Raw genomic sequence first — 26,321 nt, forward strand, 5'->3', positions numbered from 1 at the left:
CCGGATATCGGACCCATTGGTATGAACAATCGAATCGGGATTGAGGGACAGCACGTGCACCGGCGGGCAGGAAAGTCAGTGATGGCGATCGTGGTGGCGGCGGTGCTGTCCGGCTGCGGACTGACCACCGGCTCCGAGCACACCACCCTCAGACTCGTCGCCGCCGACTACGGCGACAGCGCCGCCAACAGCTCCACGAAATACTGGAGCGCGCTGGTCGAGGCGTACGAGAAGAAGCACCCGGACGTCACCGTCGACGTCACCGTCTCCTCCTGGAACGACGTCGACGCCAAGGTCAAGGCCATGGTCGACGCCGGACACCCGCCCGACATGGCGCAGATCGGCTCGTACGCCGACTACGCGGCCGCCGACCAGCTCTACAAGGCGGACGACCTGCTCTCCGTCACCGTCCAGGCAGACTTCGTGCAGCAGCTCGCCGCCGCCGGCAAGGTGCGGGGCGTGCAGTACGGCATGCCGTTCGCCTCCTCCACCCGGCTGCTCTTCTACAACAAGACCCTCTTCACCGAGGCCGGGATCACCCCGCCCACCACCTGGGCCGAACTCGCCGAGGACGCCGCGAAACTGAAGGCCGAAGGCGTGAAGTACCCCTACGCGCTGCCCCTCGGGCCCGAGGAGGCGCAGGCCGAGACCCTGCAGTGGCTGCTCAGCGGTGGCGGCGCCTACGCCCGGACCGCCGGCGGCTACAGCATCGACTCCACCGAGAACGTCGAGACCTTCGACTGGCTGAAGAACAAGCTGGTCGGCAAGGGGCTCACCGGGCCGGTCGCACCGGGCTCGCTCAACCGCGCGGACGCGTTCGCGGCGTTCGCCGACGGGCAGGTCGGCATGCTCAACGGCCACCCCTCCCTGATGAAGATGGCGCAGAAGAGCGGCGTGAAGTTCGGCATGGTGCCGATGCCCGGCGTCGACGGCCCCTCCAAGGTCGCCATGGGCGTCGCCGACTGGATGACCGCCTTCAGGAAGAACGGGCACGCCGAACAGATCGGCCGGTTCCTCGACTTCGTCTACAGCGAGCGGAACGTGCTCGGCTTCTCCCGCGAGTACGACCTGCTGCCCGTCACCAACTCCGCCTCCCAGATCATGAGCACGGCCGCGCAGGACGCCGAGCTGCGGCCCTTCCTGGAGGAACTCCCGCTCGCCGAGGTCTACCCGGTCGGGCGCACCTCCTGGGCGCGGGTCAGCGCGGCCGTCAAGAAGGGCATCGGAAAGGCCGTGGCCCGCTCCGGCGACCCGGCGACCGTCCTGTCCGACCTCCAGTCGACGGCGATGACGGCGGAGAACGCCGCCGGGGAGTGAGCCGGGTGTCGGCGGCCGGGGTTACGGTGCGGGGTATGCAGGAACAACTGGAGCCGAGGGAACGGGCCATCCTCGCCCTGGAACGCCGCACCTTCCCCGGCCCCGGCGCCAAGGAACGAGCCGTCCGCGAGGAACTCGACCTCTCCCCGGTCCACTACTACCAGCTCCTGAACGCCCTCCTGGACGACCCGAGGGCACTGGCCCACGACCCGGTGACGGTGAACAGGCTGAGAAGGGTGCGCGAGGGTCGTAGAGCCGACCGTTGAATCCGACCGCGGCTCCGTCGTGGCCGGTCGCGCAGTTCCCCGCGCCCCTTCGCGACCCACCCCCGCCCCACAACGGCACCCCCGCAGCTATCGTCACCGTATGGGCACTCACGCACCCACCACCGCAGCCGGCCGTACTGCTCTGGACGCCATCATCAACCGCCCCTCCACCACCCTCGTCGCCCTCGACTTCGACGGCACCCTCGCCCCCATCGTCGAGAACCCCGAGGACGCCCGCGCCCACCCCGACGCGCTCCCCGCCCTCACCGCCCTCGCCCCCAAGATCGCCGCGCTCGCCGTCATCACCGGCCGCCCCGCCGAGGTCGCGGTACGCAACGGCGGCTTCGCGGGCGCCACGGGACTGGACGGCCTCACCGTCCTCGGCCACTACGGCGCCGAACGCTGGGAGGCCCGCACCGGGCGGATCACCGCCCCCGCACCCCACCCCGGCGTCGCGGCCGTCCGCGCCGAACTGCCCGCCGTCCTGGAGAACGCCGGAGGATGGCAGGGCGTCTGGGTGGAGGAGAAGGGCGGCCGGGCCGTCGCCGTGCACACCCGCCGCGCCATCGACCCCCTCGCCGCCTTCGAAGCCCTCCGCGAGCCCCTCGCCGGCCTCGCCGCCCGCCACGGCCTGATCGTCGAACCCGGCCGGTACGTCCTGGAGCTGCGCCCGCCCGGCATGGACAAGGGCGTCGCCCTCCTCGACCAGGTCCGCGCCACCGGCGCCGAGTCCGTCCTCTACGCCGGCGACGACCTCGGCGACCTCCCCGCCTTCGCCGCCGTCGAGAAACTCCGCCAGGACGGCGTCCCCGGCCTCCTCGTCTGCAGCGGCTCCACCGAGGTCACCGACCTGGCGACCCGCGCCGACCTGGTCGTCGACGGCCCGGCAGGGGTCGTACGGCTGCTGCGGGACCTGGCCGGTCAGCTCGGCTGAAGGTCCCGCAGGGCCGTCAGCTGGTCCAGGAACCACTGGGCCGGGGGCAGCGCGGTCCCGGCCGCCGCGAGCCGTTTGGCGCGCTCGGCGCGCTCCTCCGGCTTCATGGTCAGGGCCTCGTGCAGCGCGCGGGCCGTCTCCAGGATGTCGTACGGATTCACGACGATCGCGTCCTCGCCCAGCTCCCAGTACGCCCCGGCCTCCCGCGACAGCACCAGCGCGCAGCCCTCGTCGGAGACCACCGGGACCTCCTTGGCGACCAGGTTCATCCCGTCCCGGATGGGGTTGACCAGGGCCACGTCCGCGAGGCGGTAGGCGGCCAGGGAGCGGGCGAAGTCGTCCTCGAGGTTCAGCAGGACCGGGGTCCAGCCGGGCGTGCCGTACCGCTCGTTGATCTCCGCCGACAGCCGTGCCACCTCCGCCGTGTAGTCGCGGTAGACGGCGAGATCCTGGCGGGACGGGTAGGCGAAGGCGATGTGGACGACCCGCTCGTGCCACTCGGGGTGGTCGTCGAGCAGCTGCCGGTAGGCCAGCAGCCCGCGCACGATGTTCTTCGACAGCTCGGTGCGGTCGACCCGGACGATCGTCCGCCGCCCCTCGCCGCCGATCTCCTCGCGCAGGGCGGCGATCCGCTCCTCCACGTCCGGCCGGTGCGAGCGCTCGCGCAGGAACTCGGCGTCGGCGCCGAGGGAGTGCACGGCGATCCAGGTCCGGTGGCCGGGCCCCTTCCAGCCGGGGACCGACTGGAACGACTCGGGGACCCCCGCCTGGCCCATCCGGGGCGCCAGCTCGAGGTCCGTCGCCTGCACGCACGCGGAGAACGCCGCCGCCCACCGATGGGTGAGGAACCCCAGCCGGTCTGCCCCGAGCATGCCCCGGACCAGCTGCTCACGGATGTCCTGCGGCAGCAGCCCGAAGTAGTCCACCGGTGCCCACGGCGTGTGCGAGAAGTGCCCGATGCGCAGGTCGGGGCGCAGGCCGCGGAGCATGCCGGGGACCAGGCAGAGGTGGTAGTCCTGGACGAGCACCGCCGCGCCCTGCCCCGCCTCCTGCGCCAGCGCCTCCGCGAAGGCGCGGTTGTACATCTCGTACGACGCCCACTGGCGCCGGAACTCCGCGTCGAAGGCCGGTTCCAGCGGGGTCTGGTAGAGGAGGTGGTGGATGAACCAGAGCACCGAGTTCGCGATGCCGTTGTAGGCGTCCGCGTGCACGTCGGCCGGGATGGGCAGCATCCGCACGCCCTCCTCGCCGACCCCGCGCCGGACCGCCTCCCGGTCGCCGTCGGACAGCGCCGAGCACACCCACAGGGCGCCCGCCTCGGGGCCGATGGCCGACAGGCCGGAGACCAGCCCGCCACCCCCGCGTTTCGAGTGCAGCGAGCCGTCCTCGCCCACCGTGTAGGAGACCGGGCCGCGATTGGACGCGACCAGCACCTGAGCACCCCGAGCAGCAGTGTCGTGCGTGGAAGCCATACGCCTCAACCTAGCCCGGTCGGGAAACGCTCAAACGTACGGTCGCGCTCCGTGGGCGGGTCGTATCCAGCCGTATTCACCTGTATACGACCTGCCCACGGTGTTACACGGCCCCGCTAGGCGACCTTGCGGGACTGGTACTCCGCGATCTCCGCCATCGGCGGCCGCTCCTCCGTGTCCACCGAGTACGTACGCGGCTCGAAGCCGTCGGCGCCCCGCTCGAACTGGGTGAGGGAGGGGCGGACGAGGTGACCGCGGGCCAGGCGGAGCTGGGCGGTGCGGTAGATCGCCGCCGCCATCCGGCCGAGGGCCTGACCGTCCTGGTGACGGTGCTTGCGCACCCCCAGGTCGACCTGCGCGAGCGCGTCGAGGCCCACCAGGTGCAGCGCGTCGATCAGCATCCCCAGCTCGACGCCGTACCCCACCGGGAACGGCAGTTGTTCGAGCAGCGAGCGGCGGGCCGCGTACTCGCCGCCGAGCGGCTGCACGAAACCGGCCAGCTGCGGCCAGTGCATGTTCAGCAGGGGGCGCGCCATCAGCTCGGTGACCCGGCCGCCCTGCCCGGCGGCGCCGCCCAGGGGACGGTCGTACATCCCCTTCACGAGGTCGACCGCGGGGTCGGTGAGCAGGGGGCCGACGATGCCGGAGACGAAGTCCGAGGAGAACTCCCGCAGGTCGGCGTCGATGAAGCAGACGATGTCGCCGGTCGTGACGAGCAGGGAGCGCCACAGGACCTCGCCCTTGCCGGGCACGGCCGGGAGGCGGGGCAGGATCGCGTCGCGGTGGACGACGCGGGCGCCGGCCGCCGCGGCGACCTCGGCCGTGCGGTCGGTCGAGCCCGAGTCGACGACCACGAGCTCGTCGACGAGCGGTACCTGCTGCATGAGGTCATGGCGGATGACCGCGACGATGTCGCCGACGGTCTCCTCCTCGTTGAGCGCGGGCAGGACGACACTGACCGTCTGTCCCGAGGACCGTTTGGCGGACATGATCCGGTGCAGCGGGCGATCGCTCGCGGTCCAGGAGCGGGTAGTCAGCCAGCGCTCGACTTCTTCCAGCACGTGGGCGGCTCCTTCACCTGTGATCCATCTCGCGGTTCGGACGACTATCTCAACTGTCCAGGTTGTCGGTTACAGTCTTGAACAACGCGGATGACCATCGCATGTCCTCGGTGGCCCGCCGTTCACAACTTCATACCGCTCATCCAGAGGGGCAGAGGGATACGGCCCGATGAAGCCCCGGCAACCCTCCAGCCGGTCTCGTTCACGCGAGGCTCCCGGCTAGGGAAGGTGCCAAATCCGTCTCACGGCGAGATGCGTCGTGAGGAAGATGAGGAGAAAGGGCCTCGCCTCACATGGCTGCGCAGACTGTTGCAACCGAATCCACCGTAGACCTGGGTCCCGCCACGGCACTGAGCTGCCGCGAATGCGGGCACCGCGTACCCCTCGGCCCGGTCTTCGCCTGCGAGGAATGTTTCGGCCCGCTCGAGATCGCATACGACTTCTCCTCCTATGCCCCGGAGGAGCTCCGCAAGCGCATCGAGGCGGGACCCGCGAACATCTGGCGTTACGCGCCGCTGCTGCCCGTCCCCGCGGACGTGGCCGACAAGCCCAACATCAACCCCGGCTGGACCAAGCTCGTCAAGGCCGACAACCTGGCGCGCGAGCTGGGCGTCGAGGCCGGCAAGCTGTTCGTCAAGGACGACTCCGGCAACCCGACCCACTCCTTCAAGGACCGGGTCGTCGCCCAGGCCGTCGAGGCCGCGCGGGCCTTCGGCTACACGACCCTGAGCTGCTCCTCCACCGGCAACCTCGCCGGTGCCGTCGGCGCCGCCGCCGCCCGGGCCGGCTTCCGCTCCTGCGTGTTCATCCCGCACGACCTGGAGCAGGGCAAGGTCGTCATGGCCGCGATCTACGGCGGTGAGCTCGTCGGCATCGAGGGCAACTACGACGACGTCAACCGCTTCTGCTCCGAGCTCATCGGCGACCCGGCGGGCGAGGGCTGGGGCTTCGTCAACGTCAACCTGCGGCCGTACTACGCCGAGGGCTCCAAGACGCTGGCGTACGAGATCGCCGAGCAGCTCGGCTGGGAGCTTCCCGACCAGCTGGTCGTGCCGATCGCCTCCGGCTCCCAGCTCACGAAGATCGACAAGGGTCTGCAGGAGCTGATCAAGCTCGGGCTCGTCGAGGACAAGCCGTACAAGATCTTCGGCGCGCAGGCGGAGGGCTGCTCGCCGGTGTCGGTGGCCTTCAAGGCCGGGCACGACGTGGTCCGCCCGCAGAAGCCGAACACCATCGCCAAGTCGCTGGCGATCGGCAACCCGGCGGACGGTCCGTACGTCCTCGACATCGCGCGCCGCACGGGCGGTGCGGTGGAGGACGTGACCGACGAGCAGGTCGTCGAGGCGATCAGGATCCTCGCCCGGACCGAGGGGATCTTCGCGGAGACCGCCGGCGGGGTGACCGTCGGCGTCACGAAGAAGCTGATCGAGAACGGTCTGCTGGACCCCACGAAGACGACCGTCGTGCTGAACACCGGTGATGGTCTGAAGACGCTGGACGCGGTGGCCGGGACCGGGCTCACCGCGACGATCCGCCCCAGCCTCGAGTCCTTCCACGAGGCTGGGCTCGCGTAGTTCCCCCGCGCCCTTGAAAGCATGCACCTGACCGGAGGTCACATCGTGAGCGTCAACGTCCGCATCCCCACCATCCTGCGCACCTACACCGGCGGTGCCGCCGAGGTCGCCGCCGAAGGCGCCACCCTCGGCGAGGTCATCGCCGACCTGGAGAAGAACCACACCGGGATCGCCGCGCGCGTCCTGGACGACCAGGGCAAGCTGCGCCGGTTCGTGAACGTGTACGTCAACGACGACGACGTCCGGTTCGAGCAGGGCCTGGAGACGGCGACCCCGGACGGGGCGGGCGTGTCGATCATCCCGGCCGTCGCCGGCGGCTGACCTTCGGTCAGTACCCACCGGTAGTAACCGTCGGTAACAGTGATTACCGATTGTTCATCGAATTGCCCCCTCCGTGAGAGAAGCGGAGGGGGCAATTCAGTGTGGTTGAGCGCGGTACAGTTGGGGAACCGGGTCGCGAAACCTGATCCGGAATCTTTGATTTCTGCCTGACGCCCGACAAGAAGTAGCCAAAGTGCGCACCTCTTGCGTGGCATTTGTGGCTTTTGCGGGGCCCGACTTGCCCTGAATTCTGGCGAATTCTCGCCACATTCCGGATCGCGTGCGTCCAGAATTCTCGTCCAAGTGACCTGTTGCAGAGGGCAGTTGGACAGATACATTCGGCCGCGGTCGACGCGTTCCGGCGCACGCCCCCAACCAACTGGGGGGTGAGGTCTGACCCGGATCCGCGAAGTGTGGATCTGTGCAAGGGCCAGTAATAGGGGAGTTAGGCATGGCTCAGGGCACCGTCAAGTGGTTCAACGCGGAGAAGGGGTACGGCTTCATCGCGGTCGACGGTGGTGCGGATGTTTTCGTCCACTACAGCGCGATCCAGATGGACGGGTACCGCACCCTGGAAGAGGGCCAGCGGGTCGATTTCGAGATCTCGCAGGGTCAGAAGGGGCCGCAGGCGGACATGGTCCGGCTGGCGGCCGGCTGAAGCACGCGCCGACTGAAGCGTCGTTCTTCTGTTTCATCTTCGAAGGGCTCGTACCTCCTGGGGTACGGGCCCTTCGGCATGCCCCGCGCAGACGGCCCGGCAGACGCCCCGGCAGACGCCTCGGCGGACCCCAGTCCGCGGGAGGCGCTTGCACTCGACCATGCCGAGTGCTAATCATTGGCGTTAGCACTCTGAAGGTGAGAGTGACAAAGAAGGACCGGGTCGGTGAGGCCCGCAGGCCAGGTGGGGCAAGGAACCACGCGGCATGCGAGCCGTCCGTCGCGGGCGCGGGCGCGGTCCGAAGGAATCACCCCCAGTCCTGGAGGGACCACTTCACATGGCCAAGATCATCGCGTTCGACGAGGAGGCGCGGCGCGGCCTCGAGCGCGGCATGAACCAGCTCGCGGACGCCGTCAAGGTGACGCTCGGCCCCAAGGGTCGCAACGTCGTCCTCGAGAAGAAGTGGGGCGCCCCCACGATCACCAACGATGGTGTGTCCATCGCCAAGGAGATCGAGCTCGAGGACCCGTACGAGAAGATCGGCGCCGAGCTGGTCAAGGAAGTCGCGAAGAAGACGGACGACGTAGCCGGTGACGGCACGACGACCGCGACCGTCCTGGCCCAGGCCCTGGTGCGCGAGGGTCTGCGCAACGTGGCCGCCGGCGCCAACCCGATGGCTCTGAAGCGCGGCATCGAGAAGGCCGTCGAGGCCGTCTCCGGTGCGCTGCTCGAGCAGGCGAAGGATGTCGAGACCAAGGAGCAGATCGCTTCCACGGCCTCCATCTCCGCCGCCGACACCCAGATCGGCGAGCTCATCGCCGAGGCCATGGACAAGGTCGGCAAGGAAGGCGTCATCACCGTCGAGGAGTCCCAGACCTTCGGTCTGGAGCTGGAGCTCACCGAGGGTATGCGCTTCGACAAGGGCTACATCTCGGCGTACTTCGCCACCGACATGGAGCGTATGGAGGCGTCTCTCGACGACCCGTACATCCTGATCGCCAACTCCAAGATCGGCTCGGTCAAGGACCTGCTCCCGCTCCTGGAGAAGGTCATGCAGTCGGGCAAGCCGCTGCTGATCATCGCCGAGGACGTCGAGGGCGAGGCCCTGTCGACCCTGGTCGTCAACAAGATCCGCGGCACCTTCAAGTCCGTCGCGGTCAAGGCCCCGGGCTTCGGCGACCGCCGCAAGGCGATGCTGAACGACATCGCCATCCTCACCGGCGGCGAGGTCATCTCCGAGGAGGTCGGTCTCAAGCTCGAGAACACGACCCTCGACCTGCTGGGCAAGGCCCGCAAGGTCGTCATCACCAAGGACGAGACCACCATCGTCGACGGTGCCGGCTCCTCGGACCAGGTCGCGGGCCGTGTGAACCAGATCCGCGCCGAGATCGAGAACAGCGACTCGGACTACGACCGCGAGAAGCTCCAGGAGCGTCTGGCGAAGCTGGCCGGCGGCGTGGCCGTCATCAAGGCCGGTGCCGCCACCGAGGTTGAGCTCAAGGAGCGCAAGCACCGCATCGAGGACGCCGTCCGCAACGCGAAGGCGGCCGTCGAGGAGGGCATCGTCGCCGGTGGTGGCGTGGCCCTCATCCAGGCCGCCTCGGTCTTCGAGAAGCTGGACCTGGAGGGTGACGAGGCGACCGGCGCCAACGCCGTGAAGCTCGCGCTCGAGGCCCCGCTCAAGCAGATCGCCGTCAACGGTGGTCTCGAGGGTGGCGTCGTCGTGGAGAAGGTCCGCAACCTCCAGGTCGGCCACGGCCTGAACGCCGCGACCGGTGAGTACGTCGACATGATCGCCTCCGGCATCATCGACCCGGCGAAGGTGACCCGCTCTGCCCTGCAGAACGCCGCCTCCATCGCCGCGCTCTTCCTCACCACCGAGGCCGTCATCGCCGACAAGCCGGAGAAGGCCGCCGCGCCCGCCGGTGGCGGTATGCCGGGCGGTGACATGGACTTCTGATCGACCTGACGGTTGATCGCCTGTCCTTCGGACCGAGGGCGGTATCCCTGGCTACGGCTGGGGGTGCCGCCCTCGGGCGTTTCAGCTGCTGCGGCCGACTTTCAGGACATACACAGTGACGGCTGCGCCGTCCGGCCGATACAGCACCCTCCACGTCCCGACGCGCAGCCGGAAGTAACCGGAGGCGCCCAAGGCGCGGGATTCCTCCGGACGAGGATCGTCGGCGAGGGCACGCACCGCCGCTGCGGTCGCCTTCGCACCCACGGGGTCGCTCGTGCGGAGCCGTCGGAACTCGTTCATGGCATGGGTTTCCCACACCACCGTGTAGGTCACGAAGCGGCCTCGCGGCGGTCTTCTTCCTCCAACTGGGCCATGAATTCGTCGTGTGTCATGGACGCGCCGGACGGAGTCGCCTCACGGGCTCGTGCCTCAGCGATGTCCGCCTCGTCGCGCAGCCGCTGCAACTCTTCCAGTTCGCTTATCGGGATGAGCGCGGCGGCGGGCTTGCCGTATTCGGTGATCAGGATGTGCTCGTGGCCGTGACGAACCCGGCCGACCAGTTGACCAAGCTGATTACGGGCTTCCACCAGCGGATACGTCTCCATGGGAAAACTGTACAGAGTTGCTGGTGTGTGTTGTGTGCATACGGCTGGGCCTTCGATGGTCAGGGCAGATGCTCATCCGGCGTACTGCCTGAGCAGGTCGGTATCGAGGGGCATGTTCAGCGGCGACGGGAGTTCGACGGTCGATCCCCAGGAGTAGGAGGGGGACCGCTGGTAACGGCCCTCTTCCGGTTCGCTGAAGACGGTCAGCGTGAGGCTGTCGCGGTCGATGAGCAGATAGACGGGGATTCCCACGGCTGCGTAGCCGAGAGGTTTGTCGATGCGGCAGCGCTGGTTGGTGTCGCGACAGCGCGTCGTGATCTCGACGGCCATCAGGATGCCGGACGCGTCGGACCATTCGCCGTGTCCTTTGAAGTGCCCGCGACGCGCGACGGTGCCATGCAAAGAGCGCTCGGAGCTGGGCGCTTGAGCTTCGGGAGCGGTTTCAGCGACATTCTTGCGAGGAACCCCAGGCGTTTACGCCTGGGGGGAATCGCATCGTGTGGTGGCGACGCGGAGCGTCGCAGTGTCCGGGATTTCGGGCGCGGAGCGCCCGTGGGGCTGTCCGGCGGAGCCGGGGTGGTGTCGAACGTACGGTCGATGGGTCGCTGGATGGTGGGACAGGTGTGCGGAAGCCGTCTGTATGTCCGGGCGGGTGTGTAGGTTCGGGTGTCGTGAAGCTGGTGGTGCAGGTCAAGCTGTTGCCGACGCCCGTACAGGCGGCGGCACTTGAGGCGACCCTGCACGCCTGCAACGAGGCGGCGTCCTGGGTCTCCGGGGTCGCGTTCGCCGAGGATGTGAAGCGCAACTTCGCGCTGCGCGAGCACACCTATTCCGAGGTCAGGCAGCGGTGGGGGCTGGGGGCGCAGGCGGCCCAGCACGTCATCAAGAAGACCTGCGACGCCTACGTCACGCTGGCGGCGAATCTGAAGGCCGGGAATCTGGGCAGGCCGTGGTCGAAGCGGTACCGGCGGGCGGTGGAGAAGCCGGTCGTCTTCCGGCCGGAGGGCGCGCAGCCTTATGACGACCGGATGCTGTCCTGGCAGATCACCGAGCGGACGGTCTCCATCTGGACGCTGTCGGGGCGGGTGAAGGGGGTGGCGTTCACCGCCTCCCCGGAGCAGCTGGCCCGCCTGGCCCTGTACCGCAAGGGCGAATCCGACCTCGTCGCGCGGGACGGCATGTGGTTTCTGCAGGCCACCTGCGAGATCCCCGAAGCACCCCTGAACACCGACCCGGTGGCCTTTCTCGGTATCGACCTGGGGATCGTGAACATCGCCACCACGAGCGACGGTCAGATCATGGCCGGGCGCGCCCTGAACCGGGGACGGCTGCGTGAACGCACCCTGCGCACCAAGCTGCAGAAGAAGAACACCCCGTCCGCCAAGCGCCGTTTGAAGAAGCGCAGGCGCAAGGAAGCGCGGCGGGCGAAGGACATCAACCACAAGATCGCGAAGCATGTGGTGGCCGAGGCAGAACGCACCGGACGCGGAATCGCCCTGGAAGAACTGACGGGCATCCGTGAACGGGTACGGCTTCGCAAGCCCCAACGGGCCACCCACTCCAGCTGGACCTTTGCCCAGCTGGGGGCGTTCATCGCGTACAAGGCGAAGAAGGCCGGGGTGCCGGTGGTGTATGTCGATCCGGCGTACACCTCCCGCACCTGCGCCGAGTGCGGCCACATCGACAGAGCGAACCGGGTCTCCCAGGCCTGGTTCGCGTGCCGGTCCTGCGGATTCGTTGATCACGCGGACCGCAACAGCTCCCGCAACATCCGCCGGCGTGCGGAAGAGTTGTGGCGACGCGGGGCGCAGTCAACCGCCCCAGACCCACCCCCGACACCCGGGGGCGGGACAGGACGCAAGCGCAGCACCACACCCAGTGGCGCCCGCTGTGCAAGCCCGGGACTTTAGTCCCGGGTCGTTGACCGGCTGATGTGCTGGACGAACGCCACCCAGGCCTCCGGCCGGAACGCGAGCCTCGGGCCGTGCGGCGCCTTGGAGTCACGGATGAGGGTGGGGCGGGTGAGGGCGGCTTCGAGGCAGTCGCCGCCCTGGCCGCCGCTGTAGCTGGACTTGTGCCAGGTCAGGACCTCAAGGGTGCTGTTCTCCATGCTCGTAATCCTGCGCCACCGACTCCAGGAGGGCCAGCGAATCCTGCGGCGAAAGCGCCGCGGCCTGGAGAAGGTTGAACATCAGGATGTGGCGGGCGACGGTGGCGGGATCGTCCAGCAGCTTTCCCATGTCCGGCGCTTCCACGAAGGAGAGCGGTGGCGCGTCCTCGAACTCCATGAGTTTCAGCGGGCCGTCCATCGCGGCGTGTGCACCGGCCCCGAATGGCAGCACTTGCACGATGATCCGCCGCTGCCGGGCAAGGCTCAGTACGTGGCGGACGGCCTCGGCCATCACCGGCCTGCCGCCGACCACTCGACGCAGCGCCGCCTCATCGAGGATCGCCCACAACAACGGCGTTGTTGGATCGTCGAGGAGATGCGCGCGTTCCAGCCGAGTGGCCACCAAGTCATCGATTTCGGCGTCCTGAGCTGTGGGTTTGTAGGCGCGGAACACGGCCTCCGCATACGCCCTGGTCTGTAGTAGTCCCGGAATCAGGATCTGGGCGTACTGCCTGATCGCCGTAGCCACCGCCTCCGCCTCCGCCGCCTCCGCGAAGTGGTTCGGGTACTTCGACTTGGCCAGCGCCCGGCAGTTGCGTGCGAAGAAGCCGTTCGTGCCCAGGATCTCGTCTATCTGGACGGCGTATTCGAGGTGCAGGCGCCGCGTCCCGGCCTCCAACTGGCCGATGAACGAACCGCTCACGAAGAGGGGTTCGCCCAGTTCGGCCTGGCTGAGGCCGGCCCGCTCGCGGGCGTGGCGCAACTCCGCGCCGAGCAGCGCGCGCGGAGACGATGACGGGTCGAGGTCCTTCGGGCCGGGCATGGCAACTCCCTTGTCGCACAGGCGGGGTTGTTGGGACGCCGTCTCTGGTCAGGTTAGGGACGTGATGGCCACGCTGTGTCGTGAACCCGAATACTCAGCGTGGAGGAAGTGGCGCCCATGGACACGACACCTGCCCGGACCGCCCCCGAGGCTCTGGCGCGGCTGCACACCGCCCTGCGGGACGCGGGGGTTCGGTTGCCCTCCGTTCGGCTCGACCCGGTGTCGGCCGCGCAGGACGAGCGGTTCGCCCTGATCGACCTGGGGCGTTGCAACTTCGTCGTGGCCTCGCGGCTCGCCGATGCCCTGGCGGGACGCCCGGGGCCGGAGGAAACCGGTGACGCGTCCGCCGTCGACGATCTGCGGGAGCGGGTGCGTTTGCTCAACCGGGCGGGCCTCGCTACCGGTAGGGTTCCTGACATGAACACCGGACCGGCCTCGCGCCACTCACGGATGGGCGATCCGGTGGAGAGCTGACCGCCCGCGGACCTCCCCGGCGCTCGTGCACCGAGAACCCCTTCTTCGTGTCGAGCGCAAAGCGAGGTCAGTCGTATGGCAGTCACCTTCAACCACACCATCATCGCCGCCAAGGACCGCAACGAGTCGGCCCAGTTCTTCCGGGACCTGCTGGAACTGGCGGAAGCACCCTCGTGGGGCCCCTTCACCAACATCCAGCTCGACGACGGCGTACTGCTCCAGTTCGCCGAGCCGCCGGTGGACATCCAGATGCAGCACTACGCCTTTCTCATCGACGACGAGCTCTTCGACCGGGCGTACCGGCGGCTGTGCGAGCGCGGTGTCGTGCACTGGGCGGATCCGCAGATGCAGCGGCCCGGTGAGATCAACCACGGACACGGCGGCCGGGGCGTCTACTTCAAGGACCCCGCCGGTCATGCCATCGAGCTGATCACCCGGCCGTATCTGTGACCGTCGGGGTGTAGTGGGAGCCGACGGCCGGCTGGCCCGTGTAGTTGGGGCCGGCCGTCGGGTCGGCGCCCATGTAGGTGAAGGCGAGGGCGGGTCTTCGGGCGCCCCGAAGGGTGAGCAGGTGGCGGCGGGCGTCGTACGCGAATCCCGCCGCCCGAAGCTCGGCAACCACCGCCCTCCCCGCCTCCCCGCCGCCGTCGGCCCACCGGATCGACTCCGGGTCGAAGTGGGCGAGGAGAAGGCCGTCCCCGGTCAGCCAGGAGGCGGCCCGGCCGAGCAGGCCGAGCTGGTCGCCCACGTAGTGCAGTCCGTGGACACAGGTGATCAGGTCGTACGGCCGGGTCGGCGTCCAGGTCGAGACCGAGGCGGTGATCTCTTCCATGGTGGGCGGGGTGGGGAGCGGGACCAGCGGTCCCACCAGGTCCACGGCGGTGAGGACCGCGTCGGCGGGGAGGGCGGAGGCCGCTTCCCGCAGGGCGCGTCCCTCACCGCTGCACAGGTCCAGCCAGGAGGGGGCGGGCCTCGCCAGATGCGTCAGGAGGTCCACGCCCAGCTCGCGGGTGTAGCTGTTCACTCCCGCCAGGCCGCGTTCGCGGTTCATCGTGTTGTTGGCGACCACGGAGGACCGCTCCAGCTCGGAGGTGTCCACCAGTTCGGGCCCCGTCATGCGCTCACCCGGACCAGTACGGCGACCTCCCGGCCGTGGCCCACCACCAGGTGGCCGTCCGCCGTCGTCGCGAGGGCGTGGACGGGGGAGGGGAAGGTGAGGGGTTCGCCCGCCGGACCGCTGCCGGTTTCCAGGTCGTGGAGCGACACCGTCCCGGTGCCGTCCGTCGTGATCAGGTGGGTGCCCGCCACCGTCATGCCGCGTATCGCGCCGGTGGACAGCGGCTCGCGCCACTCCTTCCGCTCCCGCAGACTCCAGGCTCGGACCGTGGCGTCCCGCGCGGCGGTCAGCGCCACCGGTTCGCCGTCCAGCACCGTCGTGATCACCGACGTCACCCAGTCGGTGTGACCGGTGAGGGGTTCGCCCACGGCCGTGCCGGTCGCGAGGTCCCAGAGGCGCACGGTCTTGTCCCAGCTGCCCGTCACCGCCAGCGCCCTGCCGTCCACCTCGGCCGTCGCGAGGCACGTGACGCGGCTGGTGTGGCCGGTGAGGGGCTGACCGACGGCGGTGCCGGTGGTGAGGTCCCAGACGCGGACGGCGCCGTCCGAGCCGCCGGTCACCGCGACCGGCCGCCCCGCCACCCGGCCGGTCGCCAGGGCCAGGATCCTGCCGCTGGGCAGGGCGATCGGCTCGCCCGTCGCCTTGCCCGAGGCCAGGTCCCAGCGGTGGAGTGTCGCGTCCGGGCCGGCCGCCACCGCGACCGGCGAGCCGTCCGCGTCCGCCGTCGCCAGCAGGGTGACCTCGGCGGCGACGGGCTCGCCGACCGGCTCCCCGGTGGCCGCGTCCCAGGTGCGGACGGTCCGGTCGGCACCGGCGGTGACGACGGCGGGCCTGCCCCGGAGGACGGTCGTGGCCGCCGCCGCTATCTCGCCCTCGTGACCGGCGGAGAGAGCGGAGAGCGGGGAGTCGTCGCTCACGCCGAGGTCCCAGACCCGCAGGGTGTGGTCCGCCCCTGCCGTCACGGCGACCGGGCGTCCCTCCACGGTCGCGGTCGCCACGTCCCACACCTGCGCGGTGTGCCCGTCCAGCGGCTCGCCCGGTTGTCGGCCGGTGGTCACGTCCCACAGCCGTACGGTCCGGTCGAGCCCGCTGGTCACGGCGACCGTCCGCCCGGCGACCTCCGTCACCGCGCCCGCCCTGACCCGGTCCGTGTGCCCGGCGAGGGGTTCGCCCAGCGCCGCGCCCGTGGCCGCGTCCCAGAGCCGTACCGTGTGGTCCGCGTCCGTGGTGAGCCGTATCGCCCGGTCCGCCACGCTCTCCGTCCCGACGGCGCCGACCCCGTCCCAGGAGGCCGCGGGGTGGACCAGTTGCCAGGTCCATTCCTGCTGGGCGTCCACGCGCCGGGGCCGTCGGACCGGCTGCCCGCGCAGGGCGGCGGTCGTCACCACCCACCCGTCCCCGTCGGCCCGGCAGGACGCCCCTCCCCGCTCCCACAGCCGCAGCCCGCCGCGACTCGGCCCCCGCACCACGCTCACCGGACGCCCCTCCACCTCCACGACCTGTGAGAGGGGCACCACCTCACCCGACCGTCGGCCACACACGGCGGCCAGCTCGCCCACCACGGCCACCGCCGTCTCCCCGTCGAAGAAACCGTCGATGCCGACCGCGTCGAACGCGACGGCGACCAGCCGCCCGTCGAGCACGACGGCCGCCGCGCCCCGGGTGTCGCCCTGTGTGGCCTGCGCCCTCACCCGCCCCGCCAGATCCCAGGTCCGCACCACCCCGTCCGCGTCCTCGGCCCGCACCGCGACCGGTTCGTCGTGGGCCCCGACGACTATCCGGGCCGACACCGCCGAGCCGATCTCCTCGCCCGTGGCCACGCTCCACAGCCGTGGCGTCCGCTCCTCCTCGACCGTCAGCAGCACCCGGCCGAGGCCGTCCACGTCCGCCGTCTCCACCACCCGCACGCACTCCCCGGCCGGCCGTCCCGTCGCCGGATCGAGCAGCAGCACCCGCTTCTCGCGGCCGAGTCGCTCCAGCAGGAGGGCGAGCGGGCGGCCGTCCACCGTCGCCGTGGCGATGTGTTCCACCTCGGCGGTCGTCGAGGTCCACGCGTCCGCTCGGCAGACGAGCGGGGTGTGGAGGGGGCCGCCGGTCGTCAGGTCCCAGGTCCGTACCGTGTGGTCCCTGCCGCCCGTGACCGCCACCGGGCGGCCGTCCACGACCGTCGTGGCCACCGCCGTCACCCAGCCCTCGTGCCCCGTCAGCGTCCGCAACAGGCGCGGATCCCCCCGAGAACCGCCCGTCGCCCACGTCCCCACCCACATCGCGTCTCCCATGCCAAAACGCTAACCGGCACCACTGACAACGCCCCCGCGTGGCCGGGATCACAAGGCGTTCCGGCGTGCGGCTGGAATGGGACGGGCGGCGCGGGGGTTCTCGTTGCAGAGTCACTCGATGCATGTGCACATACTGACCGGTCTTCAAGGCCGCATACTTCACGAGGAGCCCCCTGCGTGAGCGTCACCGAGCCCACCCCCACCCGCGCCGCCGAGATCCTCTCCCGGCCGGTGAGCATCAACGGTCTGACCGTCCCGAACCGGATCGCCATGGCGCCGATGACCCGGATGTTCTCCCCGGACGGCATCCCGGGCGAGGACGTGGCGTCGTACTACGCGCGTCGCGCCGCCGCCGGGGTCGGTCTGATCGTCACCGAGGGGACGTACGTCGGGCACGAGTCGGCCGGGCAGAGCGACCGGGTGCCCCGGTTCCACGGTGAGGAGCAGCTCGCGGGGTGGGCGAAGGTCGCCGAGGGCGTGCACGCGGCGGGCGGGACGATCGTGCCGCAGCTGTGGCACATCGGGATGGTGCGCAACGCGGGTGAGCCGCCGTACGCGGACGCCCCGGCCGTGGGCCCCTCCGGGCTGCGGGTCGACGGCACCGAGGGCACCGGCAGGGCGATGACCCAGCGCGACCTGGACGACGTGATCGGCGCGTTCGCCGAGGCCGCGGCCGCCGCCGAGCGCATCGGCTTCGACGGCGTCGAGATCCACGGCGCCCACGGCTACCTCGTCGACCAGTTCCTGTGGGCCGGCACCAACCGCCGTACCGACGCCTACGGCGGTGACGCCGTGGCCCGTACGAAGTTCGCCGCCGAGGTCGTCGCGGCCGTCCGCGAGACCGTCTCGGCCGAGTTCCCGATCATCTTCCGCTACTCGCAGTGGAAGCAGGAGGCCTACCGGGCCCGGCTGGCCGAGACGCCGGAGGAGCTGGAGGCCATCCTCACGCCGCTGGCCGCCGCCGGTGTCGACGCCTTCCACGCCTCCACCCGCCGCTACTGGATCCCGGAGTTCGAGGACTCCGACCTCAACCTCGCGGGCTGGACGAAGAAGCTCACCGGCAAGACCACCATCACGGTCGGCTCGGTCGGTCTCGACGGCGACTTCCTGCGGGGCTTCGCGGGCGAGGGCGCCCCGCTCAAGGGCTTCGACGACCTCCTCGACGGCCTGGAGCGCGACGAGTTCGACATGGTGGCCGTGGGCCGTGCGCTGCTCCAGGACCCGGAGTGGGCGGCCAAGGTCCTCGCGGGGCGGACGGACGAGCTGAAGGCGTACGACGCCGCCGCCCTGCGCACCCTGAGCTGAGCGCCGGTTCATACGGCAACCGGTGGGTAGGTCCGGGGGGTGAGGATCCTTCATCTCTCGGACCCGCACATCGGGAGGGACGGCGCGGTCGGCTCCCTGCGGCTGATGCTGGGCGAGCTCCGGCAGTTGCGGGACGTGGACGCCGTCGTCGTCACCGGTGACCTCGCCGACGAGGGCGCGACGGAGGCGTATGCCACCGTCCGCACGCTCGTCGGCGATTTCGCGCGCCCCCTCGGTGCGCCCGTCTTCCACACGACCGGCAACCACGACGAGCGGTCGGCCTTCGCGAAGGTGCTGGGCAGCGGGCACCCGGAGGGCGCCGTCGAGTTCCCGGGGGAGGAGCGGGCCGCGGTCAGCGAGGTCGGCGGGTGGCGGTTCGTCACGCTCGACTCGCTGGTCCCGGGCCAGGTGTACGGCCGTATCGGCGCGGCCCAGCTGGAGTGGCTGAGGGAGGTGCTGGCCGTCCCGGCCGAGCACGGAACCGTTCTCGCCTTTCATCATCCGCCGATCAGCCTCGCGCTCTCGGCGACCCAGCCGGTCTTCGGGCTGCGTGATCCCGGCGAGCTGGCGGCGGTGATCCGGGGGAGGGACGTACGGGTCCTGCTGACCGGGCACTACCACCTCCAGCTCTGCGGGTTCCTGGCGTCGGTGCCGGTGTGGGTGACGCCCGGGATCGTCAACCGGATCGATCTGACCACCGCGCCCGGGACGGAGCGGGCGGTGCTCGGTGCGTCGGCTTCGCTGGTGGAGCTGGGCGGGGCGGAGGGGCCGGTGTTCCACACGTTTCACGCGCGGGATCCGCGGGCTCATGAGCTGGTCTATGAGCTGGACGAGGAGCGGACCCGGGAGATCATCGCGCGGCACGGCTGAGCCGTGGCGTGGTGGAGCGGGGCGCACCGTCGACAGATTTCGCTTGCTTAACTCAATCAATCTGTATAAGCTTGCTTGAGTCAAGCAGTTCTTCGGTGCTTGCACTCCTCTTCTTCTTTCCCTTTCTCCTTTCCCTGCGCATCCGACGGAGGCCCTGTCATGTCCGACGCCCTTGCCCGACCCGCCGCGGCGGGGACATCCGCCCCGCCGAGGTCGAACGCCGTGGTGGCGGTGCTGGCCCTCGCCGGGATCGTCGTCTCGCTGATGCAGACCCTGGTCATCCCGATCGTTCCCGAACTGCCGAAGCTGCTGGACGCGCCCGCGTCCGACACCGCCTGGGCCGTCACCGCCACCCTGCTCGCGGCGTCCGTCGCCACCCCGGTCGTCGGACGGCTCGGCGACATGATCGGCAAGCGGCGGATGCTGGTGGTCAGCATCCTGATGCTGATCTCCGGCTCGCTGGTCTGCGCCTTCGCCGACTCCCTCGTGCCGATGATCGTCGGCCGTGCGCTCCAGGGCCTGGCCGCCGCCGTGGTGCCGCTCGGCATCAGCATCCTGCGGGACACCGTGCCCGCCGACAAGCTCGCCGGTTCCACCGCCGTGATGAGCGCCTCGCTCGGTGTCGGCGGCGCGCTCGGACTGCCCGCCGCCGCGTTCATCGCCGACAACTGGAACTGGCACGTCCTGTTCTGGACCTCCGCCGCCCTCGGCGTCGTCTCCCTCCTGCTCGTGCTGGTCTTCGTGCCCGAGTCGCAGAACCGCTCCGGCGGACGCTTCGACCTCGTCGGCTCGCTAGGACTGTCGGCCGGTCTGGTCGCGCTGCTGCTGTCCGTGTCCAAGGGCGCCGACTGGGGCTGGACCTCCGGGACCACGCTGGGCCTCGGCGCCGCCGCCGTCGTGATCCTGGGCGCCTGGGGCTGGTGGGAGCTGAAGGCCAAGCAGCCGCTGGTCGACCTGCGCACCACCGCGAAGACCCAGGTCCTGTTCACCAACCTCGCCTCGGTCGCCCTCGGCTTCTCGATGTTCGCCATGTCCCTGGTCCTGCCCCAGCTGCTGCAGCTGCCCGAGCAGACCGGCTACGGCCTCGGCAAGTCGATGCTGACGGTCGGTCTGGTGCTCGCCCCGCAGGGCTTCGTGATGATGATCATGTCGGCAGTCTCCGCCGGGATCACCAAGGCCAAGGGCCCCAAGGTGACGCTGATGATCGGCGCGCTGATCGTGGCCGCCGGCTACTCCCTGAACATCGTCCTGATGAGCGAGGTCTGGCACCTGGTCCTGGTGTCCTGCATCATCGGCGCCGGCGTCGGCTTCACCTACGGCGCGATGCCCGCCCTGATCATGGGCGCGGTCGACCCGTCGCAGACCGGTGCGGCCAACAGCCTCAACACCCTGATGCGCTCGCTCGGAACGTCCTTCGCCAGCGCCATCGCCGGTGTGATCCTCGCTCAGATGACGACGGACTTCGGCGGGCACGCCCTTCCGTCGGAGAACGGCTTCAAGATCATCATGGCGATCGGCGCGGGCGCCGCGCTCCTCGCCTTCTTCCTGGCGAGCTTCATCCCGAAGCGCAAGGCCCCCGCGCAGCTCTCGGTGGTGGAGGAGGCCGAGGAGGCCACGCCGGTCAAGGCCTGAGTCCCCAACGGCCCTTCCGGAGGCGGCTGTCACCCACACGAGGGGTGTCGGCCGTCTTCGGCACTTTCGCCGGGCACCGCCCGTTTTCCGAACAGCCAGCGAATACAGGAGCGATCGATGACGACAGCCGAGGCAGCCCTCGTCGTGCGGACCACCGCCGGAGTTGTACGCGGCCGCCGCGAGGACGGTTTGACGGTCTTCCGCGGTATCCCGTTCGCCGCCCCGCCCGTGGGGGAGGCCCGCTTCCGGGCCCCGCGCCCGCCCCGGCCGTGGGACGACGTGCGCGACGCGTACGCCTTCGGCCCGCCGCCCCCGCAGGAGGCCGGCATCCAGGGACGGGAGGGCGTGCTGGAGGGGCCGACGGGCGACGACTGGCTGACGGTGAACGTGTGGACGCCCGAGGCCGACGGCCAGGGCGGCCGGCCCGTCATGGTCTGGATATACGGCGGCGCGTACAAACTCGGCCACTCCGGCAGCCCCGGCTACGACGCCCAGCAGCTCGCTCGCGCGGGTGACCTGGTCGTCGTCACCCTCAACTACCGCGTCGGCATAGAGGGGTTCGCGCGGATCGAGGGGGCGCCCGCGAACCGGGGGCTGCTGGACCAGGTGGCCGCGCTGGAGTGGGTGCGGGACAACATCGCGGCGTTCGGCGGGGATCCGGGCCGGGTGACCGTGTTCGGCGAGTCGGCGGGGGCCGGTTCGGTGGCGTCGCTGCTGGCCATGCCGTCCGCGCGGGGGCTGTTCGGGCGGGCGATCGCGCAGAGCGTGCCCGGCACGTTCTTCTCCGACGCCCTCGCCCGTGACCTCGCCTCCGCCATCGCCGCCGAGGCGGGCCTGCGCCCGACGGCCGCCGACCTGGCGACGGTCGACCCGCGCAGGCTGCCCGAGGCCGGGGCGGCGCTGAGCGCCAAGATGGGGGAGCGGGTGGACCGCTGGGGGCAGGTGGCGCCCACAGTCACCCCGTTCTCCCCGGTGGTGGACGGGGAGGTGCTGCCGGTGACCCCCTGGGCGGCGCTGGCGGCGGGCGCGGGCCGTGACATCGAGCTGATCGTGGGGCACAACGCCCAGGAGTACCGGCTGTTCGTGGCCCTGGCGGGGCTGGTGGGCAAGGTGACGGAGGAGCAGGCCGCCGGTGTGCTGCGGCTGTTCGCGCCGGGCGGCGAGGCGGGCGCGCGGGCCTACCGGGAGGCCTATCCGGACGCGGACGCCGGTGAGCTGTTCGAGCGGGTGCAGTCCGACTGGCTGTTCCACATACCTTCCCTCCACCTGGCCGAGGCGCAGGTGGCGGGCGGCGGGCGGGCCCATGTCTACGAACTGACCTGGCCGGCCCCCGGCATGGGCGGCGCCCTGGGCGCCTGTCACGGCCTGGACATCCCGCTGCTGTTCGGCACGTACCAGGCGGACCTGGGGAATCTGCTGTTCGCCGGGGTGGAGGTGAGCGAGGAGGCACGCGCGCTGACCGCACGGTTCCAGACGTCCTGGACCTCCTTCGCCCGCTCGGGCGACCCGGGCTGGCCGGCGTACGACCCGGAGCAGCGGTTGGTGCAGGTGCTGGACGTCGAGCCGAAGGTCGTCCGGTACCCGGAGGAGACGGCCCGGCGCCTGTGGGAGGGGCAGGAGTTCCAGCCGCTGCCGTTGCTGGGCGGCTAGAGCCCGGCAGCCAGGGGCGGGCGCCTAGAGGTTGCCGAGGGGCTCGATGTCGACCTTCACCGGGGTGCCCCAGATGCGCAGGACCTCGTAGTCGGTGAACTCGTGGACCAGGCGGTAGGCCATGGCGGGCCGGGAGCCGCGGCGCAGGGCGGCGAGGTACAGCTCGGCCTCGTGCCGGTCGCGCCGGGGCGTGCCGCACAGCTGCCACTCCTGCCCGTTCCACAGCTCGGGCAGCCAGCGCTGCTGGGGCTGGGGGCGGTCGCCGCGGCTGCCGTAGCGGGAGGCGGCGTGCGAGGCGGGCGCGCCCTGCGGGGCGGGTCCGTTGAACTCGGCCCGGCGGGCCGCCCGCCGCCGGGTCTCGCAGAGCAGGCACAGATCGGGGGCGGCCTCGTCGACGGGGCCGTGCGGATGCTCGGCGCACCGGGTGGTGGGCACGGCGCTGGTCACGCTCTCGTCGAGCAGCTCCAGGGCGCGCCGCAGATCGGCCTTGACCTCGTGCAGCCGGGCGTCGGGGGTGTCGGCGGACAGGGCCTCGCCGTGTTCCCCGAGCAGTCGGAGGGCACGGCCCAGGGCGGTGGACTGGGCGTGGTTCATGGCACCCAGGGTAGGGCGGGCACGGCGGGTGGCGGCTCTCGGCCAACCTGGGCGATGCATCCTATGATTGTTGACAATTTTGATGACGATTGGCGGCGGGTGGTGATAGCAAGGCCGTCGGTAAGTGCTGCCTACAGATGAGACGGATGTGAAGCGAGTGAAACGCAGAACTGTGGTCCTGGGGCTGACCGGCGCCGCCGCGGCGCCGACCGTGGGATTCGCCACCGGCGCCCGGGCGGCGAGCGGCACCGCGACGACGACGGCCGGGGACTCCTCCCTGGTCTTCGACCCGTCCGCCTACATCGAGCAGACCATCGCCGTCACCGACACCACCGGCACCGCCCACAGCGTGACCTACCGGTTCTTCAAGGTCGCCAGCTATGTGGCCCGGCCGGTCAACGCCACCTACCAGTCCCTCAACGTCAGCGTCCCGGTCGCGATCGACGGGGTGGCCGTGGACGCCTCCGACGCGCCCGTGCTGCTCGCCAACGCCATCGGCGGATACATGCCCTCGTCGGTGGCGAACGCCACCGGGATCAGCGCGTCCGGCATGGGCGGCGGCACCAGCCGGCAGGCCCTCGCGCTGGCCGCCGGGTATGTCGTCGTCGAGCCCGGGGCGCGCGGCCGTACCCTCGTCGACGCGGACGGCGTGTACTACGGCACCGCGCCCGCCGCGATCGTCGACCTCAAGGCGGCGGTGCGGTATCTGAAGTACAACCGGGGCCGGGTCCCCGGGAACGTGGACCGGATCGTCTCCTCCGGCGTCAGCGCGGGCGGCGCGCTCTCCGCCCTCCTCGGCGCCTCCGGCGACAGCCCCCTCTGCACGCCCTATCTGGAGGAGATCGGCGCGGCCGACGCCGGCGACGCCATCTTCGCCAGCGGCGACTGGTGCCCGATCACCGACCTGGAGCACGCCGACGCCGCCTACGAGTGGAACTGGGGCGCCAACCCCCTCGCCTCCGGCGCCACCGTGGACGCCACGATCTCCGCCGACCTGAAAGCCCAGTACACGGACTACATCGCCTCCCTCCACCTGCGCGCCCGGGGCTACGGCACCCTCACCACCCGCAACCTGGACACCTACATCCTGGAGACGTTCCTCCAGCCGTCCGCCACGAGGTACCTGGCGGCCCTCTCGGACCCGGCCCGCGCCGCCCACCTCGCCGCGAACCCCTTCCTCACCTGGTCCGCCGGGAAGGCCACCTTCACCTGGGCCGACTTCCTCACCCATGTCGGCGCGCGCAAGAAGAACGCCCCGTCGTTCGACGCGTTCGACCTCTCCACGCCCGAGTGCAACCTCTACGGCACCGGCACCACCAGGGCCCGCCACTTCACGCTCTACGGCCTCCGTCACGAGGCCGGCGACAGCGCCCGACTCGACGCCGACCTCCCCGCCAAGCTGCGGCTGATGAACCCGATGCACCACCTGGCCGGCCGGGCCAACCCCCATCGCGCGAAGCACTGGTGGATACGCGTCGGCACCAAGGACAGCGACACCTCGCTCTCCGTGGCCGCCAATCTCGCCACCCGGCTGACCGACCTCGGCGACGACGTGAACACGTCGTACTACTGGGACGCCGGTCATGGCGCCGACCTGGACCCGGGCGACTTCATCACCTGGATCGGGAAGGTGTCGGGGCACGGGGCACGCCACAGGTAGTGGCGTTCGCCGCCGCTGCCCGTACGCCGCCGAAGGCGTAGGTCGCCGCGAAGCCGACCGCGTAGCCCGTGAGCAGACCGCCCGCGTAGATCGCCGCCGTGACGCCCAGCCCCCTGTTCCCCGCGAGCAGGGGGAACAGGGCCCAGCCCGAGGGGCCGATGGCGGTCGCGCCGACCCGGTCGCCGAGCATCGCGAAGAAACCGATGAAGGCACCGCCCGCCGCGCCGCCCGCGCAGGCGGTCAGGAAGGGGCGGCCGAGGGGGAGGGAGACGCCGTAGATGAGGGGTTCCCCGACGCCGAGCAGGCCTGCCGGGAGCGCGGATCTGATCGTCGTACGGAGGGAGGTGCTGAGGGAGGCGCCGGGCGAATCGCCGAGGGAGGCACCGGGCGAATCGCCGAGGGAGGTGCCGGGCGAATCGCCGAGGGAGGCACCGGGCGAATCGCCGAGGGAGGTGCCGGGCGAGTCGCCGAGGGAGGCACCGGGAGAGGTGCCGGGCGAGTCGCCGAGGGAGGCACCGGGCGAGGTGCCGGGCGAGGCGTCGGCTGAGGGGGCGGGCGAGGTGCCGGGCGAGGCGTCGGCTGAGGCGTCGGCTGAGGGGGCGGGTGAGGGGGCGTGGCGTAGTCGGGCGTATACCGCGAGGGCCGCGCCGACCTGGCCCGCGCCTGCCATCGCCAGGACCGGGAGCAGGACCGTGTAGCCCTGCTGGTCGATGAGGGTGGTGTGGATCGGGATCAGGGCCTGGTGGAGGCCGAGCATCACCAGGGGGAGGAACAGGCCGCCCAGGACCAGGCCGGCGACGGCGCCGGTGGTGGCCAGCAGCCAGTTCGCCGCCGTACCGATCGCGGAGGAGACCGCGCCGGCCGCGTACATGATCCCGTACAGCGTGCCCAGGCCCGCGACGAGGACGGTCAGGGTGGGGGTGAGGAGGACGTCCAGGGCGTCCGGGACCCTGCCCCGGCACCACCGTTCGACACGGGTCGCCAGCAGGGCCGCGGCCAGCGCGCCGAGCACCCCGCCCTGACCGGGGGAGAGGTGCACCCCGAACGCCGTCACCTTCGCCACGCCGGGAAGGACGACGATCGCCGCGACCGCGCCGCCCAGGACGGGGGTGCCGCCGAACTCCTTCGCCGTGTTGTGGCCGACGAACACGGGGATCAGCGCCATGAAGGCGGAGGCGACGGCGGCCAGGGCCGGGGTCAGGCCCGGCAGCAGGCCCGCGTTGACGAGCAGACCGTTGAGACCCGCGAGGATGCCGCAGCCGATCAGGGCGGGAATCAGCGGGACGAAGACGGCGGCGAGGCGGCGCAGGGTGGCTTTGAGGGTCCGTTCCGGGGGAAGTGGCCCGGCAGACGGCTCGGTGGTTTGGCTTTCCGGGGTCGTCAGGCGTTGGAACGCGGCCGTCACCCTGGTCACCACCCCCGGTCCCAGCACCACCTGCCAGGTGTCGTCCGTCACGACGACGCCGAGTACGCCGGGCAGGGCCCGCAGGGCCGGCTCGTCCGTGTGGGTCGGGTCGGCGAGGCCCAGGCGCAGGCGGGTCATGCAGTGGGCGACGGTGGTGATGTTCGCGGAGCCGCCGACCAGGGGGAGGATCGCGGCGGCGAGTTCATGGGCGCTGTCCTTCGGGGTGCTCACCCA

At 70.8% G+C, this 26,321-nt stretch carries 26 protein-coding genes and 1 riboswitch; of the genes, 15 read left to right on the forward strand and 11 right to left on the reverse strand.

Going from position 1 to position 26,321, the window contains the following annotated elements; all coding sequences use genetic code 11:
• Nucleotides 1–81: 81 nt before the first annotated feature.
• From ABZ464_RS10890 to otsB, 3 genes are all read left to right on the forward strand, one after another.
• Nucleotides 82–1,317: an extracellular solute-binding protein gene (locus ABZ464_RS10890; RefSeq protein WP_359274027.1), complete on the forward strand. Its 1,236-nt coding sequence runs from the start codon at nt 82–84 to the stop codon at nt 1,315–1,317.
• A gap of 35 nt (nt 1,318–1,352) precedes the next feature.
• Nucleotides 1,353–1,583 (forward strand): DUF3263 domain-containing protein, encoded by a 231-nt coding sequence (locus ABZ464_RS10895; protein ID WP_359274030.1) that lies wholly within the window; start codon nt 1,353–1,355, stop codon nt 1,581–1,583.
• Between the two features lie 100 nt (nt 1,584–1,683).
• On the forward strand, nt 1,684–2,517 hold the full coding sequence (gene otsB / locus ABZ464_RS10900; protein ID WP_359274033.1) for a trehalose-phosphatase: 834 nt from the start codon (nt 1,684–1,686) through the stop codon (nt 2,515–2,517).
• Here the strand turns inward: otsB and ABZ464_RS10905 are convergent.
• Nucleotides 2,505–3,989: a trehalose-6-phosphate synthase gene (locus tag ABZ464_RS10905; protein ID WP_359274036.1), complete on the reverse strand. Its 1,485-nt coding sequence runs from the start codon at nt 3,987–3,989 to the stop codon at nt 2,505–2,507. The genes otsB and ABZ464_RS10905 overlap by 13 nt on opposite strands.
• Before the next feature lie 116 nt (nt 3,990–4,105).
• Entirely contained in the window at nt 4,106–5,050 is a 945-nt protein-coding gene (locus ABZ464_RS10910; protein WP_359274039.1) for a glucosyl-3-phosphoglycerate synthase, read from the reverse strand.
• A 136-nt stretch (nt 5,051–5,186) separates the two neighbouring features.
• A riboswitch (SAM riboswitch) is annotated at nt 5,187–5,325 on the forward strand.
• Between the two features lie 18 nt (nt 5,326–5,343).
• Here ABZ464_RS10910 and thrC point away from each other — a divergent pair.
• The 4 genes from thrC (at nt 5,344) to groL (ending at nt 9,563) form a co-directional block, all read left to right on the forward strand.
• The gene (gene thrC, locus ABZ464_RS10915) at nt 5,344–6,624 is read left to right on the forward strand and encodes a threonine synthase (RefSeq protein WP_359274043.1); all 1,281 of its coding nucleotides are present in this window, start codon (nt 5,344–5,346) and stop codon (nt 6,622–6,624) included.
• A 45-nt stretch (nt 6,625–6,669) separates the two neighbouring features.
• Entirely contained in the window at nt 6,670–6,945 is a 276-nt protein-coding gene (locus ABZ464_RS10920; protein WP_359274046.1) for a MoaD/ThiS family protein, read from the forward strand.
• A 451-nt stretch (nt 6,946–7,396) separates the two neighbouring features.
• Nucleotides 7,397–7,603, forward strand: coding sequence for a cold-shock protein (locus ABZ464_RS10925; protein WP_016436693.1), 207 nt, complete (start codon nt 7,397–7,399; stop codon nt 7,601–7,603).
• Nucleotides 7,604–7,940: 337 nt separating this feature from the next.
• Complete coding sequence (gene groL, locus ABZ464_RS10930; RefSeq protein WP_359274049.1) at nt 7,941–9,563, forward strand: chaperonin GroEL; 1,623 nt, start codon at nt 7,941–7,943, stop codon at nt 9,561–9,563.
• Between the two features lie 81 nt (nt 9,564–9,644).
• Here groL and ABZ464_RS10935 read toward each other — a convergent pair whose 3' ends face one another.
• From ABZ464_RS10935 to ABZ464_RS10945, 3 genes are all read right to left on the reverse strand, one after another.
• A complete protein-coding gene (locus ABZ464_RS10935; RefSeq protein ID WP_359274052.1) occupies nt 9,645–9,896 on the reverse strand; it encodes a type II toxin-antitoxin system RelE/ParE family toxin in 252 nt (83 codons plus the stop codon).
• Nucleotides 9,893–10,168 carry a type II toxin-antitoxin system Phd/YefM family antitoxin gene (locus tag ABZ464_RS10940; RefSeq protein ID WP_358985353.1) on the reverse strand — a complete coding sequence of 92 codons (276 nt, stop codon included), beginning with the start codon at nt 10,166–10,168 and terminating at the stop codon, nt 9,893–9,895. Before ABZ464_RS10940 ends, ABZ464_RS10935 begins: the two co-directional genes overlap by 4 nt.
• A 72-nt stretch (nt 10,169–10,240) precedes the next feature.
• Nucleotides 10,241–10,570 (reverse strand): Uma2 family endonuclease, encoded by a 330-nt coding sequence (locus ABZ464_RS10945; protein WP_359274055.1) that lies wholly within the window; start codon nt 10,568–10,570, stop codon nt 10,241–10,243.
• A gap of 269 nt (nt 10,571–10,839) precedes the next feature.
• Here ABZ464_RS10945 and ABZ464_RS10950 point away from each other — a divergent pair, with 269 nt between their 5' ends.
• Entirely contained in the window at nt 10,840–12,078 is a 1,239-nt protein-coding gene (locus ABZ464_RS10950; RefSeq protein ID WP_359274058.1) for a transposase, read from the forward strand.
• Here ABZ464_RS10950 and ABZ464_RS10955 read toward each other — a convergent pair.
• Together ABZ464_RS10955 and ABZ464_RS10960 are read right to left on the reverse strand one after the other, a co-directional pair.
• The gene (locus ABZ464_RS10955) at nt 12,075–12,278 is read right to left on the reverse strand and encodes a DUF397 domain-containing protein (RefSeq protein ID WP_359274061.1); all 204 of its coding nucleotides are present in this window, start codon (nt 12,276–12,278) and stop codon (nt 12,075–12,077) included. The genes ABZ464_RS10950 and ABZ464_RS10955 overlap by 4 nt on opposite strands.
• Entirely contained in the window at nt 12,259–13,101 is an 843-nt protein-coding gene (locus tag ABZ464_RS10960) for a helix-turn-helix transcriptional regulator (RefSeq protein WP_359274064.1), read from the reverse strand. Before ABZ464_RS10960 ends, ABZ464_RS10955 begins: the two co-directional genes overlap by 20 nt.
• A gap of 117 nt (nt 13,102–13,218) precedes the next feature.
• Between ABZ464_RS10960 and ABZ464_RS10965 the strand changes: the two genes are divergently transcribed.
• Nucleotides 13,219–13,575: a hypothetical protein gene (locus ABZ464_RS10965; RefSeq protein ID WP_359274067.1), complete on the forward strand. Its 357-nt coding sequence runs from the start codon at nt 13,219–13,221 to the stop codon at nt 13,573–13,575.
• A gap of 75 nt (nt 13,576–13,650) precedes the next feature.
• Nucleotides 13,651–14,025, forward strand: coding sequence for a VOC family protein (locus ABZ464_RS10970; protein ID WP_359274069.1), 375 nt, complete (start codon nt 13,651–13,653; stop codon nt 14,023–14,025).
• Here the strand turns inward: ABZ464_RS10970 and ABZ464_RS10975 are convergent.
• Both ABZ464_RS10975 and ABZ464_RS10980 read right to left on the reverse strand, forming a co-directional pair.
• Nucleotides 14,006–14,692 carry a methyltransferase domain-containing protein gene (locus ABZ464_RS10975; protein ID WP_359274071.1) on the reverse strand — a complete coding sequence of 229 codons (687 nt, stop codon included), beginning with the start codon at nt 14,690–14,692 and terminating at the stop codon, nt 14,006–14,008. The two genes, ABZ464_RS10970 and ABZ464_RS10975, sit on opposite strands and share 20 nt — an antisense overlap.
• A complete protein-coding gene (locus ABZ464_RS10980) occupies nt 14,689–16,971 on the reverse strand; it encodes a WD40 repeat domain-containing protein (RefSeq protein ID WP_359274073.1) in 2,283 nt (760 codons plus the stop codon). The genes ABZ464_RS10975 and ABZ464_RS10980 overlap by 4 nt, the downstream gene beginning before the upstream one ends.
• A 177-nt stretch (nt 16,972–17,148) precedes the next feature.
• Here ABZ464_RS10980 and ABZ464_RS10985 point away from each other — a divergent pair, with 177 nt between their 5' ends.
• The 4 genes from ABZ464_RS10985 to ABZ464_RS11000 all read left to right on the forward strand — a co-directional run bounded on the left by ABZ464_RS10985 (nt 17,149) and on the right by ABZ464_RS11000 (nt 22,428).
• A complete protein-coding gene (locus ABZ464_RS10985) occupies nt 17,149–18,276 on the forward strand; it encodes an NADH:flavin oxidoreductase (RefSeq protein ID WP_359274075.1) in 1,128 nt (375 codons plus the stop codon).
• A 39-nt stretch (nt 18,277–18,315) separates the two neighbouring features.
• Nucleotides 18,316–19,146, forward strand: a complete 831-nt coding sequence (locus ABZ464_RS10990; protein ID WP_359274078.1) for a metallophosphoesterase — start codon at nt 18,316–18,318, stop codon at nt 19,144–19,146.
• A gap of 159 nt (nt 19,147–19,305) precedes the next feature.
• On the forward strand, nt 19,306–20,778 hold the full coding sequence (locus ABZ464_RS10995) for an MFS transporter (protein ID WP_359274080.1): 1,473 nt from the start codon (nt 19,306–19,308) through the stop codon (nt 20,776–20,778).
• Nucleotides 20,779–20,895: 117 nt separating this feature from the next.
• Nucleotides 20,896–22,428, forward strand: coding sequence for a carboxylesterase family protein (locus ABZ464_RS11000; protein WP_359274083.1), 1,533 nt, complete (start codon nt 20,896–20,898; stop codon nt 22,426–22,428).
• 24 nt (nt 22,429–22,452) lie between these two features.
• Here ABZ464_RS11000 and ABZ464_RS11005 read toward each other — a convergent pair whose 3' ends face one another.
• Nucleotides 22,453–23,022, reverse strand: a complete 570-nt coding sequence (locus tag ABZ464_RS11005; RefSeq protein WP_359274086.1) for a hypothetical protein — start codon at nt 23,020–23,022, stop codon at nt 22,453–22,455.
• Nucleotides 23,023–23,179: 157 nt separating this feature from the next.
• On the opposite strand from ABZ464_RS11005, the gene ABZ464_RS11010 reads away from it, so the two are divergent.
• On the forward strand, nt 23,180–24,682 hold the full coding sequence (locus ABZ464_RS11010) for a subtype B tannase (protein WP_359274089.1): 1,503 nt from the start codon (nt 23,180–23,182) through the stop codon (nt 24,680–24,682).
• Here the strand turns inward: ABZ464_RS11010 and ABZ464_RS11015 are convergent.
• Nucleotides 24,636–26,318: a PTS transporter subunit EIIC gene (locus ABZ464_RS11015; protein WP_359274092.1), complete on the reverse strand. Its 1,683-nt coding sequence runs from the start codon at nt 26,316–26,318 to the stop codon at nt 24,636–24,638. The two genes, ABZ464_RS11010 and ABZ464_RS11015, sit on opposite strands and share 47 nt — an antisense overlap.
• Nucleotides 26,319–26,321 lie beyond the last annotated feature (3 nt).

This window comes from Streptomyces sp. NPDC005820 (assembly GCF_040630255.1).
Lineage (GTDB): Bacteria > Actinomycetota > Actinomycetes > Streptomycetales > Streptomycetaceae > Streptomyces.

Bases quoted from the DNA above. Each gene is read 5' to 3' on its own strand.
- ABZ464_RS10895 (WP_359274030.1), top strand. From the start codon at position 1,353: ATGCAGGAACAACTGGAGCCGAGGGAACGGGCCATCCTCGCCCTGGAA.
- ABZ464_RS11000 (WP_359274083.1), top strand. From the start codon at position 20,896: ATGACGACAGCCGAGGCAGCCCTCGTCGTGCGGACCACCGCCGGAGTT.
- ABZ464_RS10965 (WP_359274067.1), top strand. From the start codon at position 13,219: ATGGACACGACACCTGCCCGGACCGCCCCCGAGGCTCTGGCGCGGCTG.
- otsB (WP_359274033.1), top strand. From the start codon at position 1,684: ATGGGCACTCACGCACCCACCACCGCAGCCGGCCGTACTGCTCTGGAC.
- ABZ464_RS10890 (WP_359274027.1), top strand. From the start codon at position 82: ATGGCGATCGTGGTGGCGGCGGTGCTGTCCGGCTGCGGACTGACCACC.
- ABZ464_RS10905 (WP_359274036.1), bottom strand. From the start codon at position 3,989: ATGGCTTCCACGCACGACACTGCTGCTCGGGGTGCTCAGGTGCTGGTC.
- ABZ464_RS11005 (WP_359274086.1), bottom strand. From the start codon at position 23,022: ATGAACCACGCCCAGTCCACCGCCCTGGGCCGTGCCCTCCGACTGCTC.
- thrC (WP_359274043.1), top strand. From the start codon at position 5,344: ATGGCTGCGCAGACTGTTGCAACCGAATCCACCGTAGACCTGGGTCCC.
- ABZ464_RS10925 (WP_016436693.1), top strand. From the start codon at position 7,397: ATGGCTCAGGGCACCGTCAAGTGGTTCAACGCGGAGAAGGGGTACGGC.
- ABZ464_RS10975 (WP_359274071.1), bottom strand. From the start codon at position 14,692: ATGACGGGGCCCGAACTGGTGGACACCTCCGAGCTGGAGCGGTCCTCC.
- ABZ464_RS10980 (WP_359274073.1), bottom strand. From the start codon at position 16,971: ATGGGAGACGCGATGTGGGTGGGGACGTGGGCGACGGGCGGTTCTCGG.
- ABZ464_RS10940 (WP_358985353.1), bottom strand. From the start codon at position 10,168: ATGGAGACGTATCCGCTGGTGGAAGCCCGTAATCAGCTTGGTCAACTG.
- groL (WP_359274049.1), top strand. From the start codon at position 7,941: ATGGCCAAGATCATCGCGTTCGACGAGGAGGCGCGGCGCGGCCTCGAG.
- ABZ464_RS10995 (WP_359274080.1), top strand. From the start codon at position 19,306: ATGTCCGACGCCCTTGCCCGACCCGCCGCGGCGGGGACATCCGCCCCG.
- ABZ464_RS10960 (WP_359274064.1), bottom strand. From the start codon at position 13,101: ATGCCCGGCCCGAAGGACCTCGACCCGTCATCGTCTCCGCGCGCGCTG.
- ABZ464_RS10955 (WP_359274061.1), bottom strand. From the start codon at position 12,278: ATGGAGAACAGCACCCTTGAGGTCCTGACCTGGCACAAGTCCAGCTAC.
- ABZ464_RS10970 (WP_359274069.1), top strand. From the start codon at position 13,651: ATGGCAGTCACCTTCAACCACACCATCATCGCCGCCAAGGACCGCAAC.